The organism is Chloroherpetonaceae bacterium (assembly GCA_033763895.1).
In the GTDB taxonomy this organism is placed as follows: domain Bacteria; phylum Bacteroidota; class Chlorobiia; order Chlorobiales; family Thermochlorobacteraceae; genus JANRJQ01.
The window spans coordinates 35,445-52,148 of the sequence record JANRJQ010000012.1 but is presented as its reverse complement, the minus strand read 5'-3'; the positions used below and the strand labels follow the sequence as shown (position 1 = coordinate 52,148).

Here is a 16,704-nt window from a genome sequence, read left to right as displayed (position 1 = left end):
ATGCTGGTTATGCCTTTGGCGTTATCGCGTATGAGGTTGCGGACTTGAGTTTAGTCAGTTAATTATATTGCCATTCCAATCAACATTATTAGGAGTAAACTTTTTATACCACCTTTCGATAAATTTGTCAATATTATTCGTATCCTTATCTATTAAATTTTTCAGTTTATTAATCTTATATTTAATGCCAAATTTTGTAAAAGCCGTACCAATTTTATGTTTTGGGAAAAAAAATAAATATATAAAAGGTGGTATATTGATATAATCATCAAGTCTTAATTGTATAATCTTTTCATCATTAGGTGGCATTTCAAAATTTATCCCCTCATAAGTCTTTAAATTTTCAATTGAGTTAATTGAAGGAATTAAATTATAAATACTTAATTTAACTTTGATCCATCTATCACCTTTTACTATCACCAAATATATTAAAACTAAATGAGATTTATCATTTATTTTTCCTAATTCATAAGAATAACCTGCAATATTTCTGTCATATTCTCCAAACCAAGAAGTAGAAAATGGTGCTTTTTCAAATCCATTTTTCAGTAAATTTGGTATGGCAATTTCGTCAATTATTTTTTTTCTTTCTTTAAGAATTTCCTTCTCAGTTAAATTATTTAGCATTCTTCAATTTTTATTTTTTTTGACGTTGAGAATCTACACCAGCTGCGGTGCCTACTCCTGTTGCCATAGCTGCATTCCCAACATCAGCACTTGATGTTCTATCAACTGACACTTCATTTTTTTTCATCGCCAATTTCTGATTTTTAGTTAAACCTGCACTATTAAATTTACTTTCAACAGTTTTGGTTTGGCCATTAATAAAACTTTTCATTTTATGGTCAAAAACCGCAGCCGCAGGTTTACCTGTTGCGGTTTTAGTTCCAGTTAATATTTTGTCTTTTCCTTGACTTATATAACCTTTTGCAAGGTATTTTACTTCTGTTGCTATTTCTCCTACTTTACCTTTTACTTGATTTGAAGCATCATCTAAAGCACCTTTTACCCCACCACTTAGAGCTTTGCCAGCACCACCTAAAACAGCCCCAACAGTTGCATCTTGTACTACATCAGAAACAGTTGTTTCTTGACCTTGAATTCCGCGGTTTAATGCACCACCAATAGCATTGGCTCCACCAGCAACACTTGCAGTTACAAACAAACTTGCACCACCAGTTAAGCCCGCAGCACCTCCAGTAATTGCACCTTGTACTGCACTTCCAGTAACTGAACTCCAGTTAGAAACTTCACCATCAGTTATTAATTGTCTTGTTATCTCGATTCCTCCACCAAACAATGCTCCAGCAAAAGCACCAATTGCGCCTGTAACTAAAGTTGGAGACTCTCCTTTTGAATCTTTAAACTTAAAGGGATTATTATACCCATAATGATACGGACTAAAGGAACTTAAGCCGTCCGATTCTGCGAGCGGGTCAACTTGCCAGAAAAGGGCTGCGAAATCGTCTTATTCGCGGGCATCAAGATGAGTTGTTTCGGTTTCTTTGTCTTGCTATAGTTGAAACCATTTGTTTTAAGGTGATTCTTCAAATTTATACCTAGCATTAACTTCTATTTCGATTTTCTTTAGCTTTTCGTCTGTATGAGAACCAAGAATATCAATTGATTTGCCTTTTTTTAACTCAATTACTAATTGATAGGGAGTAAAGGTTAATGCACCTCCGATAAATCGTTTAAATTTTAATTTAATTTTTTTAATATCTTCAATTTTGTATATCGAATCATACCAATCAACAAAAAATACAAAGTAGGTACATTCTATTATTTGATTATCAAAATCGAAAGTTACTCTTCCTCTAAAGCTAATAATACCTACAATAAAAATAATTATAAATATTGAAATTAAATTAAATTCAAATTTATATATTGCTGCCATTAAAAATGGAACCAAAAACCAATTATAATTGGTAAAAACAACAAGTGAATTGCCACTATTTTTTAGTTTCATTTTTTTACTGTTTTGCTTTGACTCCAATTATTGCTGGTATTCTAGCTACTTTTAACGGGGCATTCATTTCAAAGGACTGATTTCTTCTATTCGTTTCTACTGCCCCACCAACTTTTGATCCTGAAGCAGCAAAACCTATTGTCCCACCATCACTTGTTGAAAGAGTTACACCCATAGCTGCACCGCCTGCATTTGCCTTTCCATCAGTATTTATTGATGCTTTCGCTTGCACAAGGTCAATTCCACCAACAGACATATTAGCGGAAGCAGATATTTCGGTTGAACCATTTCCTTTAATGGGTATTTCAGCAACTAGTTGTGCCGAGCCTTGAATCGATGCATCACCAGATTTACCTATTTCTGCATTTACTCCTACCCCAACTACCAAAGATACTTCTGTTGGGTTTAACGGAATTCCTATATTATCAAAGACTGCGACCATATTTGATGAAATTTCAGAAACAAAATTCATTGCATTTTTAATTGGATCACTATTTGTTTGATTTTGTTCTTGACCTTCCTTTTTGCCGGAAAATAAATTTCCAACATCGCCTAAAAATTGAAGAACTTGTCCAACAGCATTTTTATTCTTTTCATCATTTTCAGGATTCTTCCCACTCGGATCCTTAAACTTATAGGGATTATTATACCCATAATGATACGGGCTAAAGGAACTGAGGCCGTCCGATTCCGCAAGCGGATCAACTTGCCAAAAAAGGGCAGCGAAATCGTCGTATTCGCGGGCGTCGAGGTGCGTGGTGCCGGTTTCTTCGTCCTGCTCTTTATCAAGGAACTTGAAGCGGCCATCGCCGGCGGATTGGGCGGTTTCGCGGATTGCGCCGTAGGCAAAGTAATCCGTCCGCTCCGTTACCGCACCACTCTGGTTAATGACAACCCGATTACTTTGGAAATTAACTTAGTCAAATTTATCTTTCTTCAATAAGTAAATTTGGAAAATATAAATATTCCTCGAAATTCTCGCTAAAATTAATAATGTTATCACAATTCTTTGTATTTCCGACCATTTTATATTTTTCATCATAAAATCTCAAGTAAATTCTTTTAATCTCATTATTATTAACTTTATAAATTTCGTTTTTTCTAAGGATCTTTGTACAATTACTATTAAAAAAACTCGCCAAAAACCTGATATATTTAAGTCTTCCATTTTTATAAATAAAATTTATATATCTAAAAAAATCACCGCTTTCGGAATAAAAATATTTAGAAAGAATCTTGTACTCTCCAATGGTATATAATTCATAATAATTTCCAGTATAAAAATCTATAGAATCAGAGTTCAGTTTATAATAATTTCTATTATTTTCATAAAAAAAAGTTGAATTTCTAACTTCAATCAATTTAGGCTCACGTAATTGTGAAATAATACAACTATCATTTTGTATAAATATCACCAAAAAACTCATGTAAATAATCATTTTTTTTCCTTTTTATTAATTTCTTTTTTTATTGTAGTACTTATTCCTACTTTATTTTGTTTTTGATTTTGGGTAACCATATCTTTAAAGGCTTTTAACCCTTCAGTACTTACATCCTTTTTATCAACATGTACAGGGTCATAATTATCCTTAAAGTCACCTCCCCATCTCCAGCCTTGTTCTTTAGCTCCTTTTATAAACTTATTATCATCTGTTAAACCATCATTTCCTTGTAATTTCCCATTTTCAACTTTATTATCAATATACACATTAAAATCAATAGCAATTCCCGCATTATGAGTGCTATTACCCACTACTGCTTTTTTAACCTTTCCGGTAGGTTTTACATTTTCTTGATCTTCGTTTGACCTAAATGAATCATTAATATGGATGTGCGTTTCTGTTTGAACGGCCAAATTTAGTAAATTTGTAAAATCTTCTAAAATTGTATGATCAATTACAACTTCCGTTTTGCCGTGTATAAATCCCGATTTATCGTCAATTAATACTTTAATTAAGCTATCTCCAGATGTATCAGAAAATTTAAATGGATTTTGTGCGCCATATATGTAGGGGCTTAAGTGTGGATATTTATAGTCAAATCTATCGGGTCGATTAAACACGCCCTCAAAATTGAATAATTCTCTTGCATTGGTATGAGTTGAGCCGGTTTCATTATCCAATTCTAATCCTAAGAACTTCCACCGACCATCGCCGCTTCTGAACCAGCTTTGCCGCGGCGCGCCGTAGGCGAAGAAGTCATTGAATTCGGTAAAAGTAATGCCTGCGGAGTCGGAAAAGGTCGCGCGGTTGTTACCGAGTTGGTCTTTCAAATAATAGAACCGAACATTATCCGATCTTCTCAAATACCCAACTTCATTGTAATAAAAAGTCGGGGAAGTTGCAAGGTTTTCGTAAACCGCAATGAGATTTCCGCCTGCGCCATACTCATACTCCGTTCTTGTGGTATTCCCCCCAACCGTGAACGCTTTTTCTATTCTCGCGCCATCGGCGTTATATCTATAAGTCAATTGCGAGGCAGGTGTGGTTGAGAATGTAATCGTCGTGGGCAAGTTTCTCCAGTCATATTCAATGTTTGAAATGTTTTTTGAGTTATCGCGTATGAGGTTGCCGTTGCCGTCGTAGGCGTAGTTGTTTGAAAGTTGTCCGGTTCGTACGCCTTCGTTGCTGTTGCTGCCAGTAGCGGCGTCGGTGATGTGCGTAAGTTGGTTTCGGCCATTGACATAGTTATAGGTGAGGTTATCAATCAGTGCGGTGTGGTTCCCACTTCGCATAACATTGATGAAGCTGCCGTTGCGGTCGTAGGTGAAGGTTTCGGTGCCTCGGTTATCTTGAATTGGAACCTTTCAAATTGTTTTATTATATTTGAATCAACTTTCTAAAAAGAAATCCAAGGTTTAATTTTTATATGATTATCAGAATTACTGAAAAAACGAAAGAAAAAAACCTCGCTCTTTTGTTAAAAGAACTGCCACAAGGGAAAAAATTTGATGCTTCTAAATTTTGCGGGAAAATCAAGTGGGAAGAAAATCCCGTAGAGTATCAAAGAAAGATACGCGATGAATGGGAGTAAGAATGATTGGAAACAACACACAGATTTTTTGTGATACAAATATTCTTATTTATCTATTAAATGGTGATAAACGGGTATCTGAAGTTTTACAGAATATGGATATTAAAATTTCTTTTATTACCGAATTAGAATTATTCTGTAAACCAAACCTAACAAAGAGCAAATCCCTAATAATTCAAAATCTTGTTAGTCAATGTACAGTTATTGAAATGAATTCGATAATTAAGCAAAAAACCATTGAGATTAAGCAAAGTCATAAAATAAAACTCCCAGATGCAATTATTGCAGCCTCAGCGATTTCCCTTTCATTACCTATCTTTACGGCAGATGGAAATTTCGAGAAAATCCCTCAACTCAATCTCATTAGTTTTCAGATTTAATAATTACCTAAAATTAATTAAAGGTAAAATCTGAGGAGTCGGAAAAGGTCGCGCGGTTGTTGCCAAGCTGGTCTTTCAAGTAATAGAACCGAACACTATCTGCTCTTCTTAGATACCCCACTTCATTGTAATAAAAAGTCGGGGAAGTTGCAAGGTTTTCGTAAACCGCAATGAGAGAAATATTTTTACTCCTTAACTTTTTTGGATTTACCTATTCTATACCGCTTCATTACTTGTTTTTTAACAGAACATTCGACCTCTAACGGGGTCGGGAAACTTCTTGATTTTAATATTCTATAAACATTTGACCCCTACGGGGTCGGTTATTTCTTTCTATTTTTTTACTCTATAATAATTCGACCCCTAACGGGGTCATTGTTTCTCCTATTCGAAAGAAACTAAGGTAATTCGTAAATAATTACCGTATTTAAATGAAAAAATCTTTCTTGAAATCGAAAAGAATTTTAATTAAATACAATTCTTTGATTACGGAGAAGAGATTTATCGATACCATAAAATCACGACCTGTTAGAGGTCGGATATTTATAGAAAAGAAATATAGATTTATTTCCCCCACAAGGGGTTTCATATATAGTCTTCATTTATTTGGAAATTCATTTAAGTGATTTGAAGCTATAAATTCCTTATGCTTAGTGCAAATCAACTCTGCCTTGCAACGGCGAATTCAGCAAGGCGAAGCAGCGATTCCTTCGCTTCTGTGGGTGAAATTACTTGAAGAGCGGCGTGAGCTTCTGACATGTATTTCTCGGCAACACGTTCAGCATATTCAATACCCCCCATCTTACGAGTGAAATCAATTACTTCACTGCTAAAAAGCGCACGCTTTCGGTCGCTTTTTAATATCGCGATGATTTCCTTTCGGCGTTCTTCCTCGGCTTTTGAAAGCGCATAAATGAGAGGTAAGGTAATTTTCTTTTCTTTGATGTCGCCGCCAATCGGTTTGCCGGTTTTATCACTCTTCCCAAGATAATCGAGAATATCATCGCGGATTTGAAACGCAATTCCAAGTGATTCCCCATATTCTCGAAATCGCTGCTGCACTTCAAAATCTGGCGTTGAGGAAGCCGCGCCAATATGGCAAGCGGTGGAAAGAAGCGATGCGGTTTTATCTGAAATGATTTTGAAATAAGTTTTTTCGTCAATATCCAAATGCCGCGTCTTTTCTATTTGCAACAATTCTCCCTCACTCATTCTGCGAACGGCATCCGAGATGATTTCAAGAAAAAGATGATCTTTATTTTTAAGTGAAAGCAAAAGCCCACGTGAAAGAAGGTAATCACCCATTAACACGGCCACTTTATTTTTCCAAAGTGCGTTAATGGCGGGCAAGCCGCGGCGCATATCGGCGGTATCGACCACATCATCGTGAATCAAAGTAGCGGTATGCAAAAGCTCAACAAGTGCGGCGGCGCGGTAAGTTGCAGGTGTCACTTCGCCCACGGCTTTGGCCGAAAGCAAAACCAATGCCGGGCGAATTTGTTTCCCTTTTTGTTTGAGGATAAATGTCGCGACTTTATCCAACAACCCAACTTCCGATGTCATCGCCTCCTTAAATGAAGTTCTAAATGACTCTAACTCGGGATTAATCGGGGCTAATATCTGGTCAATTTTCACTAAAAGAGGTTTGCTTTTTTATCGTTTTTCAAAGATACACGGCTTAAACGGAATAAACGAACATGTTCAATTCCTTACCAAAGAAATTTTATTAAAAATTTCTTTTATGATAAAATATTTTCTAATATTGTCTTAGTTTATTCTTGTTTGGATATCATCACTCCAAAACAGAGCACATTATTAAAGAACCTTAGATACAAGTAAAACATTAAAAAACATTGATTCACCAAGAAGTTTTAACTTTCTTTGAACATGTCATATCCATTATTATTAAGAAGGATGCAAACGGGCATCCTTCTTTTTTTTTGTAACTTTACTTTTAAGACTTTCTACAATGTGAAAACGCTCCTATAATGGATTTTGGCTTAGCACTAAGCAATCTTTTTTCGCCAATTGTATTGGCCTTTGCACTCGGACTCATTGCCACCTTCCTTCGCAGCGATTTAAAGTTTCCTAACGAATTGTACACGGCTATCTCTATCTATCTTTTGCTTGCAATTGGCTTAAAAGGCGGATACAAACTTTCCATTTCACATCTCGAGGATTTTATCAAACCTGCCGTTGCCGCGTTACTTCTCGGTACCGCAATTCCACTTTTGGCATTTTCATTTCTAAGAAAATTTTCATCCCTTTCACTCTTTGACTGTGCAGCCATTGCAGCGCATTATGGCTCTGTTTCAGCGGTTACCTTTGCCGGGGCACAATCATTTCAAGATAACCTTGCCGCGAATTCATTGATTTCACAAGGCACACTGGGTGGCGTATATGAAGGCTATTTGCCCGGCCTTTTGGCTATAATGGAAGTTCCTGCAATTATCATCGGCGTATTTTTGGCGAAAGTGGGTGGTTCTCTTCCGATTTTAGGTCACAAGAAATTCAAGGTTACTGCTGATACACTCGGGAAAGAATCAAATTCACCCAATGAGTCGCTCGCTTTGAAAGCTCTATTTATCGAGCTCCTTGCGGGCAAAGGCAGTATTTTACTTTTGGGTGGAATGGTCATTGGTTTTTTGGGTGGCAAAGGCGGATGGGCACAAGTCTCACCATTTTTCGATCTTCCCTTCAAAGGGATTCTAACGCTTTTTCTTCTCGAGGCGGGTTTGGTGACAGGAAGGCGAATTAAAGATTTCAAATCGGTTGGCATATTTTTAATTGGATTTGGCATTGTCTTCCCTGTATTAATGGGTATTCTCGGTATTTGGATCGGAAAGATTTCAGGTCTCTCAGTTGGCGGGGCAATGATATTTGGAACACTTGCAGCAAGCGCCTCCTACATTGCTGCCCCTGCTGCTTGCCGTGTTGCGATTCCGGAAGCGAATCCAACCTATTCACTCACTTTGAGCCTTGCGGTTACTTTTCCTTTTAATATCACGGTGGGAATCCCGCTATATCATCAGATTTCGATAATACTTTTTCAACTTGGATAAAGATTTACGATGCAAACCATTTCATTAAAACTCGTGACCATCATTGCCGATGAAGTGCTTGAAGAGCGATTAATTGAAGAAATTCAAGAGCTTGGGGCAAAAGGCTATACAATTCAAGCTGCGCGTGGGGGATCTCAAACGGGTGAGCGAATCAGTGAATGGGAAGGTGAAAATATTCGATTAGAGGTGCTCGCAAGCGAGGAAGTGGCGGAAAAGATTTTAAATCATCTTTCTAAAACTTACCTCAATAAATACAGCATGATTACCTACATCACAGCTGCAGAAGTTTTGCGAGGAAATAAATTTATGTAATTGATTGATGGGTCAAGTTTTTTTCTTCATTTACTTTTAAAAGTTTTGCAATTCCTTTCCAAGTTTTCTCCAATTTTTTTTATTAACTTTTCAGGCACTTCAAAAGATATCAAGCGAAATGAAAGAAAAAGTTAACCGGCTGTTTCAAGCCATTCAAGAAGAATTTTCGGGTTATACCGCATTTTTCAAAGAGCGCTTTTTTCCATTCCTCATCACAGCCTTACCAAGCAAAGCAATTGTAAAAAGTTCGAGCGAAAGTGCTTATCGATGGGCAAAAGGATTTTCAATTGATGCTGCAAAGCGGGTGATTGAAAATCCAAAACACTATGCAGTACTTGCGATTGCAGGTATGATGATTTTTGCCGTTCTATTTGGAAATCACGGCATTATTCAACGCATCAGACTTGAAATGCAAGTGGCTTCAATTCAAAAAGAACTTCAAGAAGAGGAAGCGAAGCGAATTCAATTGGAAGCGAAACTCAAAAGAACTTCAGAACCGGATGAAATTGAACGCTTGGCAAGGGAAAAATATCACCTTTCGAAAGAAGGCGAAACGGTTTACATTATCAAATAGAACTTTCGGGAATCGAACTTTAAGAAAGCTTCGTATTGTTTGTTTCACATATTGATCTTCAATTTTGTAAACTCAGCGTTTTTGATGTATTCATTATTTCTTACGACCAACATCTCTTTGACCCGCATTTTTAAAATCGGTACAACCAAAAGTAAAGCGCCCTTTATTTTCTCCGCGATTTTACTTCAGTTATTTCTTTTTTCACCCAATAACCTGAAATCCCAAGACCGCTATCTTGATATTTTCAGAAAATATTCTCGTCCTCAGTTTTATACCGAAAGCGTCATATTCCCTACGGCCTCACCCGATTCGGTTCAAGTGTATGTGAATACGCGCCTATCGTATGATAATCTATACTTTGTAAAGGGAAGAAGCGGGAAATTGAATGCTGAGATTTTTATCTCGCTTGAAGTTTTTGAAGAGAAAAAACTTGTTTCCCGGAAAACTGTGAAAAGGCTAATTGAGACAGATAGCTTCACGGTCTCAAATGATCGAAATCGATTTGTGGAAGCGCATTTTACAGCCAACCTTGGGTATAAAGAATATGAGTATGTTCTTGAAGTATATGATAACGACCGTCAGCGGCAGATTCGAGTTGATAAGAAAAAGCTCACCTTAAAGAAACCGGAAAGTGAATTTGTTTTTTCACAACCCTTAATGCTTCAACGTCCGACGCTTAATTCCACAAGCTCATTACTTCAGCCTATTGGATTAGGTGGAAACGGCGTTTACGGAAAAGATTTTGTGCCGTTCATCCAAGTTTCGGGAAAAAATTTACCACCGGTCGTTACTTTCACTTTATTTCAACTTACCGGTGAAGACGAGCGCTTTGTTCTTTCAGACTCCGTGACTCAAAATCAGTTTGTTTCTATCTCCGGCTTCCGTGTCAATCCAAATGGCGACAGCCTTTATGTTGAAAAAGGAGAGCGGAAGGGTGAAATCAAAACAGTATTCATTCCGCTTGATTTCAGAGGTGAACGTTTGGCGAATGCGCGTTTCAAAATGGTGGTAAACGCAGAAGTTGGCGGAAAGAAAAATGAAATCACCAAAAAATTTGAAACCTCTTGGGCTGATATGCCTTTTGGCTTATATGATCTCACGCTTTCTATACGCTTGATGGAGTACATTACTCCGCCTGATTCGTTAAGCGGAGTCAACAGCGGCAATATTGATGAACAGAAGCAGAAGTTTTTGGCCTTTTGGAAATCGCAAGATCCCACGCCTGAAACGGATTACAATGAAGTGATGGCGGAATATTTCAAGAGAGTTGATTTCGCATTTTTGAATTTTTATACCCCGCGAGAATTCGGTTGGCGAACTGACCGAGGGAAAACTTGGATTCTTTACGGAGAGCCAAACCGCACGGAGCGTGAGTTTCCGGCCGGGCGCTCGGTTCGTGAAACTTGGTATTACGAGGAAATAAAACGAAAATTTATTTTTGTTGATCGTACAAATACCGGCTCTTTTGAGCTTGAAAAAGTTGAAGCATTTTGAAGTTCATTCAACCCAAACGCATATTGAGTATGTTGAAGTTGTTGATGCGGGCAGCTAGTCGCCCGCTTTTTGCTTATCTTGCTATTTTTGCAATTTGCTTTTCATCCTGTACCACTCCCCCGTCTCAGCCTCGATATCTTACCGATTTAATTGAACCGCTTCGGTTAACTGCCGGAAAGTCAGATACAATTCTTGTTTCAGATTTATTCTATTCCGAAAATTATGATTGTGCATTTTCAGAAAACGATGTCATTCAAATTGATTACCTCAAAGAAAAAAATCTATTAATCCTAAATCCTAAAGAGACTTTTGAGGGTGCAACGCTCATCAGTTTTCGAATGGGCAATGCGATGTATAAAATCATTGCAATGGTTTCAAGACTTGAGAAGCGACTATTTCGATTTAAGGCGAAATCAGGCGTGAAATCTGTGAATCTGATGGGCAACTTTAACTCTTGGAACCGAACAGATCTTCCGCTTGACTTCAACGCACAAACCGGATTCTATGAGCGTTCATTGCAGCTTAGCTTCGGCCGTTATGAATATAAATTTGTCGTTGACGGTGCAGAAATATTAGATCCTGAAAATCCGGTTCAAGCGCCAAATGGCATTGGAGGATTTAATTCTATTTTATCCCTCAAAGACGAGCGGCCAAAAGCTTTTCTTCATCCCCTTGAAGCAAATGTTCGCGGCGGTGAAACCGAGCTCAACTTTTGGTATGATGAAAATCCAATTGGCACCGCTCCCAACGACACCGCCAAGGCCAAAACGCCCAGCCCATTGGCAAGTGAAATCATCGCGCTCTTTGATAACCGCTCGATTCCGCCAACCCTCTTTAAAATTGTTGATCAGCGTGTGATTCTAAAGATTAAAGGCCCTGAATTAAAAGGGGAAAAAACAGTGCGTGTGTTGGTTTCGCGAAACGGGGTTACTACGCCATTGCAAACCGTTTATCTCACCGCAGGCAAACCCCTTGAAACCACCGAGAGCATTACGCCTGCCGGCGTTCCAACGCCCTTTAAATGGAATGATGCCATTGTTTATTCGATTGTTACCGATCGATTTAAAAATGGCGATACTGCCAATGATGCGCCAATTAATCACCCTGCCCTTTCGCCAAAAGCGAATTTTTGGGGCGGCGATTTCGCGGGCATCATCAATAAAATTGAAACCGGCTATTTTGATTCGCTGGGTGTGAACACACTTTGGATTTCGCCGGTGAATAAAGGTACCGACTCCGCACACGCCGAGTATCCTCCGCCTCATCGGCTCTTCAGCGGATATCACGGCTACTGGCCAACGCATCATGAAGAAGTGGAAAAACGGTTTGGGTCGATGGCACAATTGAAACTGCTTATTGCAAAAGCCGAGCGACGAAAGATGCGCGTCCTGCTTGACTTTGTGGGACATCATACCCACATCGATCACCCCTATTTCAAAGCGCATCCGGAGTGGTTTGGAAAACTCGACTTACCCAACGGGAAAAAGAATATTCGACTTTTCAATGAATATCGCCTCACCACTTGGTTTGAACCTTATTTACCCACTTTTGATTTTTCAAATCAAGAAGCTTTGGAAGCGATGACTGATAACGCACTTTGGTGGCTCAAAACCACAGGTGCTCACGGTTTTCGGCACGATGCCGTAAAGCATATTCCGAATGAATTTTGGCGACTCCTTACAAAGAAAATTAAAGAACGAATCGAGCTCCCTGAAAAGCGAAAAGTGTATCAAATCGGTGAAACCTTTGGCGATTATTCGCTCATCAAATCTTATGTGAATAACGGCCAATTGGATGCTCAATTTAACTTTACACTTTACGATGCCTCGCTTTATACCTTCCTGACGCCCGACGCAAATTTCGCAGCACTTTCAAACGAACTTCACAAGGGACTCTCAGTTTATGGAACACAACATATAATGGGAAACTTGATGGATAGTCATGATAAGATTCGCTTTATGGCTTATGCCGATGGAGATCTCACTTTGCAAACACAAAATGCGGAGGAAATCGGGTGGAATTCGCCTCCAGAGGTTAATCAACCCAAAAGTTATGATAAAGCAAAAGTGTTTCTTGCTTTTATTGCAACGATTCCGGGTGTTCCGGTTGTTTACTATGGCGATGAAATTGGCTTGACTGGTTCCGCCGACCCTGACAACCGGCGCCCAATGCGGTTCAGCGAAACAACCGGACTTTCAAGCAACGAGCAAGCAATGCTTTCTGAAACTCGCGCCCTCTTCAGGCTTAGAAAAGCACACTCTGCACTTCGTTATGGCGATTTCATTACGCTTCATACCGATACCGATTTATTTGCGTATCTCCGCTCCGATATGAACGAACGCATTTTGGTGATTCTCAATAAATCTTTGAATGAGCGATCATTACAATTGGAACTGCCAAGCATTTATGGCGTAAAAGGAGTTCAAACACTTTTGGGTTCAGGAACAAATCAACTTGTTGGCTCAAGTATCACGACGGTAGTACCACCTGAATCTTATACCATTATCAAGCTTCAATAAACTTAACACAAAAACTTAATGAGTAAAGCAGGAATTGTTATCCGTAAAGAGTATTTAGAACGGGTTAAAGGTAAGGGATTTATTATCTCTACAATTTTAATTCCCGTGATATTCTCGGCTTTTATCTTGATTCCATTGGCATTGGCCTTTTTCACCTCAAGCGACGGCAAGGAAGTTTATGCCATTGTCGATGAAACTGGCGTCATCAACGCGCCAGCTTTACGTGCCTCTTCTGACGCAAAAACAATTTTTGAAATCTTAAAACCCGAAGACAAGGAAATTGCAAGACAGCATACCGTGACCGGTAAATTTACAGCTTATGTGGTGCTTAGTAACGATTCAGCAAATTCCGAAACCCCATTTAAGGCGATTGTTTATTCAAAGAATGTGGGCGATTTTGAATCGCAACGGTTAGTACGCAACACGCTTCAAAGGGCACTACGTAGTCACTTTTTATCTCAAAAGGGCTATAGTGAGATGGAAGTTAAAGTTATCAATGACCCGCTCAAATTGGAAACACAGGTTGTTTCGAAGGATGAAGGAAAAAGCGACAAGATGGGCGGGTTTTCAGGCTTTATTGTTGCTTATGTAATGGTATTTCTCATTTATGGCACCATCTTCAGTTACGGGGCAGTGGTGAGCTCTTCAGTAATGGAAGAGAAATCCTCGAAGGTAATGGAAGTAATGGCGGCCTCGGTTACTCCCTTTGACTTGATGCTTGGGAAAATAGTCGGCATTGGGCTCGTGGGATTCACACAGTACTTAATATGGAGCGTGGTGAGTTTTGGGATGTCGGCGGTATCGCTTTCGATGTCCACCAAATTTAATTTCTCACTGCCGGCCTCGCTGTTGGTTTACTTTGTGTTGTTTTTCATTTACGGATATTTACTTTTCGCGACGATTTACGCCGCTATCGGCTCAGCCTTTGAGAATGCACAAGATGCACAATCGGTTCAAGCGCCTATTTCTATGCTAGTTATTATTCCGATTTTGGTGGTTCAATATGTGATTTCCAAGCCTGATTCAACCTTTTCGGTAATCATGTCGCTCATTCCGTTTTTCTCTCCAATTTTGATGATGGGACGAATTGCTTCATCGGATGTACCTGTTTGGCAAATCGCGCTTTGCTTTTTCATCATGACCGCGACATTCTACGGAATATTAAAAGCAGCCGCAAAGATTTATCGAATCGGTATCTTGATGTATGGAAAGAAACCCACTTTGGGAGAAATTGTCAAATGGGCAAGATATAGCTAAACGAAGCCATCGAATGAGTATAGAAATCTCTGAGAAGCCTCACCTTTCGCTTCAATCCCCTTTTTATTCGCCTCTCCTTTTGGAGGCGGAGTCTTACGTTTATCAAAATTACAAAGAGAAACTTCAGCCGAATCGGGTATATCATAATTTTTCACACACGGTTCAAGTAGTAAAGGCTTCAAGCGAAATTGGAATCGGTGAAGGGCTTAATGAAGATGAATTAGAAATCTTGCTTCTCGCAGCGTGGTTTCATGACTTAGGGCATATTGAGACGTATGAAAATCACGAAAGGAAAAGTGCGGAATTCGCCGAGCAGTTTCTTCTTCAAAAAGGCTATGCTCCCGAAAAAATTACGCGGGTCACGGGTGCGATTTACGCGACGGTTATTCCTCAAAACCCCAAAACATTTCTTGATGAAATTCTCTGCGATGCCGATTTAATTCACCTTGGATTGCCCAACTACGAGACGTCTTCGGAATTGCTTCGCGCGGAGTGGGAACTCGTGCAAGGAAATCAATATTCTGATTTAAAATGGTTGGAAGGCAACATTGTTTTTTTTGAATTAAATCCATTTCGAACCAAGTATTGCCTTTCAAATTATGCAGATGGGCGTTCCGAAAACTACCTGCAACTCAGGAAACGCTTTCGGAGAATTCAACTTGAAGAAGAACAATTGAATTCAAAAAAGAAAGATAAAAAGAAAAAGGATGATGACTCTGTTGAGAAGGTAATGGACAGTGAGCCTTTGAAACAGGTTGATAAATCGACGCAAAAGCCAAGTGAAAAGGTCAGTGACCGCGAATTCGACTCAGTTTACAAAACCACCTCACGCAATAATGTGGATTTCAGTCAAATTGCTGATCAAAAAGCAAATCTTCTCATTCAAGTGAATGCAACGATCATTTCCATTTTCATCGCCGTTTTTATTCGCAGGCTTGAAGAGCAGCCGCAGTTCATTCCCGCAACTTTGATTCTCTTAATGGTTTGTGTTATTACCATCATTTTTGCAATTCTTTCAACACGCCCGAATGTTACATTCAGCAAAGATAAACCCGATGAGCTTCTCAAAAAGCGCACCAATCTTCTCTTCTTTGGAAACTACCTTCATTTGAGTCTGAACGAGTATGAGAGAGGGATCGATTCAATGACCAATGACAAAGAATACCTTCATGACAGTATGATTAAAGACAACTACTATTTAGGAATGGTTTTAGGTCAGAAATATCGCTACCTACGCGTGAGCTATAACTTCTTTATGTATGGGCTTGTCATTTCTGTTTTGGCATTTATCATTACATTTGCCATCAAGCCATAACGCTGCATCGTTTACATATCACTTCCTTTTATCCCCGATTATTTTTCTGTTTAGAATTGTGTTTTGCTTCGTCTAAACTCTTTTTCGCTCCAAGCGCAATCATAAGGTTCGAAATCGTCAGAAATGACTCTGCAAACCCGTGCAGCGTATCGTCATGCGTGAGTGTTGCGAAGCCACGGACTTTTGTTGCATAATAAATGCAAACGACCGTTACTGAAATGAAAACAAGCAAAAACCAAAACCCGGCCACACTTAGCGAAGATAAAAGCGGTTTTGTTTTTCGAAACTTGAAATAGAGTGCTACCAAAAAGAAAAAGTAAACGGCACTTGAAATTTGAAAGATAATTTCCACCCACATTTTTGGCATTGTTTGATGAGTATGCGCGTGAAGAGAATCGAGTGTAGAAGGAAGGTCGGGGGTTATGTTCAAAACGAGAGCGTTAAGACCAGTCGCGAAAAATAGCATCGCCGGAAAGACGAGCGTTTCACCATTTTGACCTTTTGGATTCTCACCTTCTTGAATTTTGAGAATAGCGAAAAAGAGAGCAAGGCTTCCTAAAAAATTAATCACTTTGGAAAGATCCAAAAGAAGCGTGACTTCATCGCCGGTGATGTGGAATAAAATGACGCACATTCCTCCTATCCAATGCGGAATCATCATAAGTCCAAATCGGCTGACATCTCTTCGGCCTATTACTTTTCCATAGCGATAGAAAAGCGTGATTGCCCAAAGCCACTCGGTCATCGAAGAGATATGGATAAACCACGTTGGTAATGAAAGAAGCATTG

The 16,704-nt window shown here is 38.9% G+C and carries 18 protein-coding genes; 10 read left to right on the top strand and 8 right to left on the bottom strand.

The features are described from left to right. Window positions 1–54 precede the first annotated feature (54 nt). The 4 genes from SFU91_13345 to SFU91_13330 all read right to left on the bottom strand — a co-directional run bounded on the left by SFU91_13345 (window position 55) and on the right by SFU91_13330 (window position 2,441). Window positions 55–627 (bottom strand): hypothetical protein, encoded by a 573-nt coding sequence (locus SFU91_13345; protein ID MDX2130012.1) that lies wholly within the window; start codon window positions 625–627, stop codon window positions 55–57. 10 nt (window positions 628–637) lie between these two features. Then, a complete protein-coding gene (locus tag SFU91_13340) occupies window positions 638–1,300 on the bottom strand; it encodes a hypothetical protein (GenBank protein ID MDX2130011.1) in 663 nt (220 codons plus the stop codon). 234 nt (window positions 1,301–1,534) lie between these two features. Continuing rightward, the gene (locus SFU91_13335) at window positions 1,535–1,969 is read right to left on the bottom strand and encodes a hypothetical protein (GenBank protein MDX2130010.1); all 435 of its coding nucleotides are present in this window, start codon (window positions 1,967–1,969) and stop codon (window positions 1,535–1,537) included. Window positions 1,970–1,973: 4 nt separating this feature from the next. Further along, window positions 1,974–2,441 carry a hypothetical protein gene (locus SFU91_13330; protein MDX2130009.1) on the bottom strand — a complete coding sequence of 156 codons (468 nt, stop codon included), beginning with the start codon at window positions 2,439–2,441 and terminating at the stop codon, window positions 1,974–1,976. A 234-nt stretch (window positions 2,442–2,675) separates the two neighbouring features. On the opposite strand from SFU91_13330, the gene SFU91_13325 reads away from it, so the two are divergent. Next, on the top strand, window positions 2,676–2,912 hold the full coding sequence (locus tag SFU91_13325; protein MDX2130008.1) for a hypothetical protein: 237 nt from the start codon (window positions 2,676–2,678) through the stop codon (window positions 2,910–2,912). On the opposite strand, the gene SFU91_13320 is transcribed toward SFU91_13325, so the two are convergent. After that, a complete protein-coding gene (locus tag SFU91_13320; GenBank protein MDX2130007.1) occupies window positions 2,896–3,408 on the bottom strand; it encodes a hypothetical protein in 513 nt (170 codons plus the stop codon). The genes SFU91_13325 and SFU91_13320 overlap by 17 nt on opposite strands. Beyond that, window positions 3,405–4,703, bottom strand: coding sequence for a M15 family metallopeptidase (locus SFU91_13315; GenBank protein MDX2130006.1), 1,299 nt, complete (start codon window positions 4,701–4,703; stop codon window positions 3,405–3,407). The genes SFU91_13320 and SFU91_13315 overlap by 4 nt, the downstream gene beginning before the upstream one ends. 134 nt (window positions 4,704–4,837) lie before the next feature. Between SFU91_13315 and SFU91_13310 the strand changes: the two genes are divergently transcribed. Together SFU91_13310 and SFU91_13305 are read left to right on the top strand one after the other, a co-directional pair. Beyond that, window positions 4,838–5,002 (top strand): hypothetical protein, encoded by a 165-nt coding sequence (locus SFU91_13310; GenBank protein ID MDX2130005.1) that lies wholly within the window; start codon window positions 4,838–4,840, stop codon window positions 5,000–5,002. Further along, entirely contained in the window at window positions 4,993–5,382 is a 390-nt protein-coding gene (locus SFU91_13305; GenBank protein MDX2130004.1) for a type II toxin-antitoxin system VapC family toxin, read from the top strand. The genes SFU91_13310 and SFU91_13305 overlap by 10 nt, the downstream gene beginning before the upstream one ends. A gap of 660 nt (window positions 5,383–6,042) precedes the next feature. Here the strand turns inward: SFU91_13305 and SFU91_13300 are convergent. Then, window positions 6,043–7,017 carry a polyprenyl synthetase family protein gene (locus SFU91_13300; protein ID MDX2130003.1) on the bottom strand — a complete coding sequence of 325 codons (975 nt, stop codon included), beginning with the start codon at window positions 7,015–7,017 and terminating at the stop codon, window positions 6,043–6,045. A gap of 353 nt (window positions 7,018–7,370) precedes the next feature. On the opposite strand from SFU91_13300, the gene SFU91_13295 reads away from it, so the two are divergent. From SFU91_13295 to SFU91_13265, 7 genes are all read left to right on the top strand, one after another. After that, complete coding sequence (locus tag SFU91_13295) at window positions 7,371–8,444, top strand: sodium-dependent bicarbonate transport family permease (GenBank protein MDX2130002.1); 1,074 nt, start codon at window positions 7,371–7,373, stop codon at window positions 8,442–8,444. 9 nt (window positions 8,445–8,453) lie between these two features. Continuing rightward, window positions 8,454–8,756 (top strand): hypothetical protein, encoded by a 303-nt coding sequence (locus SFU91_13290; GenBank protein ID MDX2130001.1) that lies wholly within the window; start codon window positions 8,454–8,456, stop codon window positions 8,754–8,756. Window positions 8,757–8,874: 118 nt separating this feature from the next. Then, complete coding sequence (locus SFU91_13285; GenBank protein MDX2130000.1) at window positions 8,875–9,330, top strand: septum formation initiator family protein; 456 nt, start codon at window positions 8,875–8,877, stop codon at window positions 9,328–9,330. 84 nt (window positions 9,331–9,414) lie between these two features. Then, window positions 9,415–10,824 carry a GWxTD domain-containing protein gene (locus tag SFU91_13280; protein ID MDX2129999.1) on the top strand — a complete coding sequence of 470 codons (1,410 nt, stop codon included), beginning with the start codon at window positions 9,415–9,417 and terminating at the stop codon, window positions 10,822–10,824. Window positions 10,825–10,853: 29 nt separating this feature from the next. Next, complete coding sequence (locus SFU91_13275; protein ID MDX2129998.1) at window positions 10,854–13,343, top strand: alpha-amylase family glycosyl hydrolase; 2,490 nt, start codon at window positions 10,854–10,856, stop codon at window positions 13,341–13,343. 18 nt (window positions 13,344–13,361) lie between these two features. Further along, the gene (locus SFU91_13270) at window positions 13,362–14,600 is read left to right on the top strand and encodes an ABC transporter permease (GenBank protein MDX2129997.1); all 1,239 of its coding nucleotides are present in this window, start codon (window positions 13,362–13,364) and stop codon (window positions 14,598–14,600) included. Between the two features lie 13 nt (window positions 14,601–14,613). Continuing rightward, window positions 14,614–15,915: a DUF5706 domain-containing protein gene (locus SFU91_13265; GenBank protein ID MDX2129996.1), complete on the top strand. Its 1,302-nt coding sequence runs from the start codon at window positions 14,614–14,616 to the stop codon at window positions 15,913–15,915. 28 nt (window positions 15,916–15,943) lie between these two features. On the opposite strand, the gene SFU91_13260 is transcribed toward SFU91_13265, so the two are convergent. After that, a complete protein-coding gene (locus SFU91_13260) occupies window positions 15,944–16,702 on the bottom strand; it encodes a DUF2499 domain-containing protein (protein ID MDX2129995.1) in 759 nt (252 codons plus the stop codon). Window positions 16,703–16,704: the final 2 nt, after the last annotated feature.

Bases quoted from the DNA above. Each gene is read 5' to 3' on its own strand.
- SFU91_13345 (MDX2130012.1), bottom strand. From the start codon at position 627: ATGCTAAATAATTTAACTGAGAAGGAAATTCTTAAAGAAAGAAAAAAA.
- SFU91_13335 (MDX2130010.1), bottom strand. From the start codon at position 1,969: ATGAAACTAAAAAATAGTGGCAATTCACTTGTTGTTTTTACCAATTAT.
- SFU91_13330 (MDX2130009.1), bottom strand. From the start codon at position 2,441: ATGAATTTTGTTTCTGAAATTTCATCAAATATGGTCGCAGTCTTTGAT.
- SFU91_13320 (MDX2130007.1), bottom strand. From the start codon at position 3,408: ATGATTATTTACATGAGTTTTTTGGTGATATTTATACAAAATGATAGT.
- SFU91_13315 (MDX2130006.1), bottom strand. From the start codon at position 4,703: ATGCGAAGTGGGAACCACACCGCACTGATTGATAACCTCACCTATAAC.
- SFU91_13310 (MDX2130005.1), top strand. From the start codon at position 4,838: ATGATTATCAGAATTACTGAAAAAACGAAAGAAAAAAACCTCGCTCTT.
- SFU91_13305 (MDX2130004.1), top strand. From the start codon at position 4,993: ATGGGAGTAAGAATGATTGGAAACAACACACAGATTTTTTGTGATACA.
- SFU91_13295 (MDX2130002.1), top strand. From the start codon at position 7,371: ATGGATTTTGGCTTAGCACTAAGCAATCTTTTTTCGCCAATTGTATTG.
- SFU91_13290 (MDX2130001.1), top strand. From the start codon at position 8,454: ATGCAAACCATTTCATTAAAACTCGTGACCATCATTGCCGATGAAGTG.
- SFU91_13285 (MDX2130000.1), top strand. From the start codon at position 8,875: ATGAAAGAAAAAGTTAACCGGCTGTTTCAAGCCATTCAAGAAGAATTT.
- SFU91_13280 (MDX2129999.1), top strand. From the start codon at position 9,415: ATGTATTCATTATTTCTTACGACCAACATCTCTTTGACCCGCATTTTT.
- SFU91_13275 (MDX2129998.1), top strand. From the start codon at position 10,854: ATGTTGAAGTTGTTGATGCGGGCAGCTAGTCGCCCGCTTTTTGCTTAT.
- SFU91_13270 (MDX2129997.1), top strand. From the start codon at position 13,362: ATGAGTAAAGCAGGAATTGTTATCCGTAAAGAGTATTTAGAACGGGTT.
- SFU91_13265 (MDX2129996.1), top strand. From the start codon at position 14,614: ATGAGTATAGAAATCTCTGAGAAGCCTCACCTTTCGCTTCAATCCCCT.
- SFU91_13260 (MDX2129995.1), bottom strand. From the start codon at position 16,702: ATGCTTCTTTCATTACCAACGTGGTTTATCCATATCTCTTCGATGACC.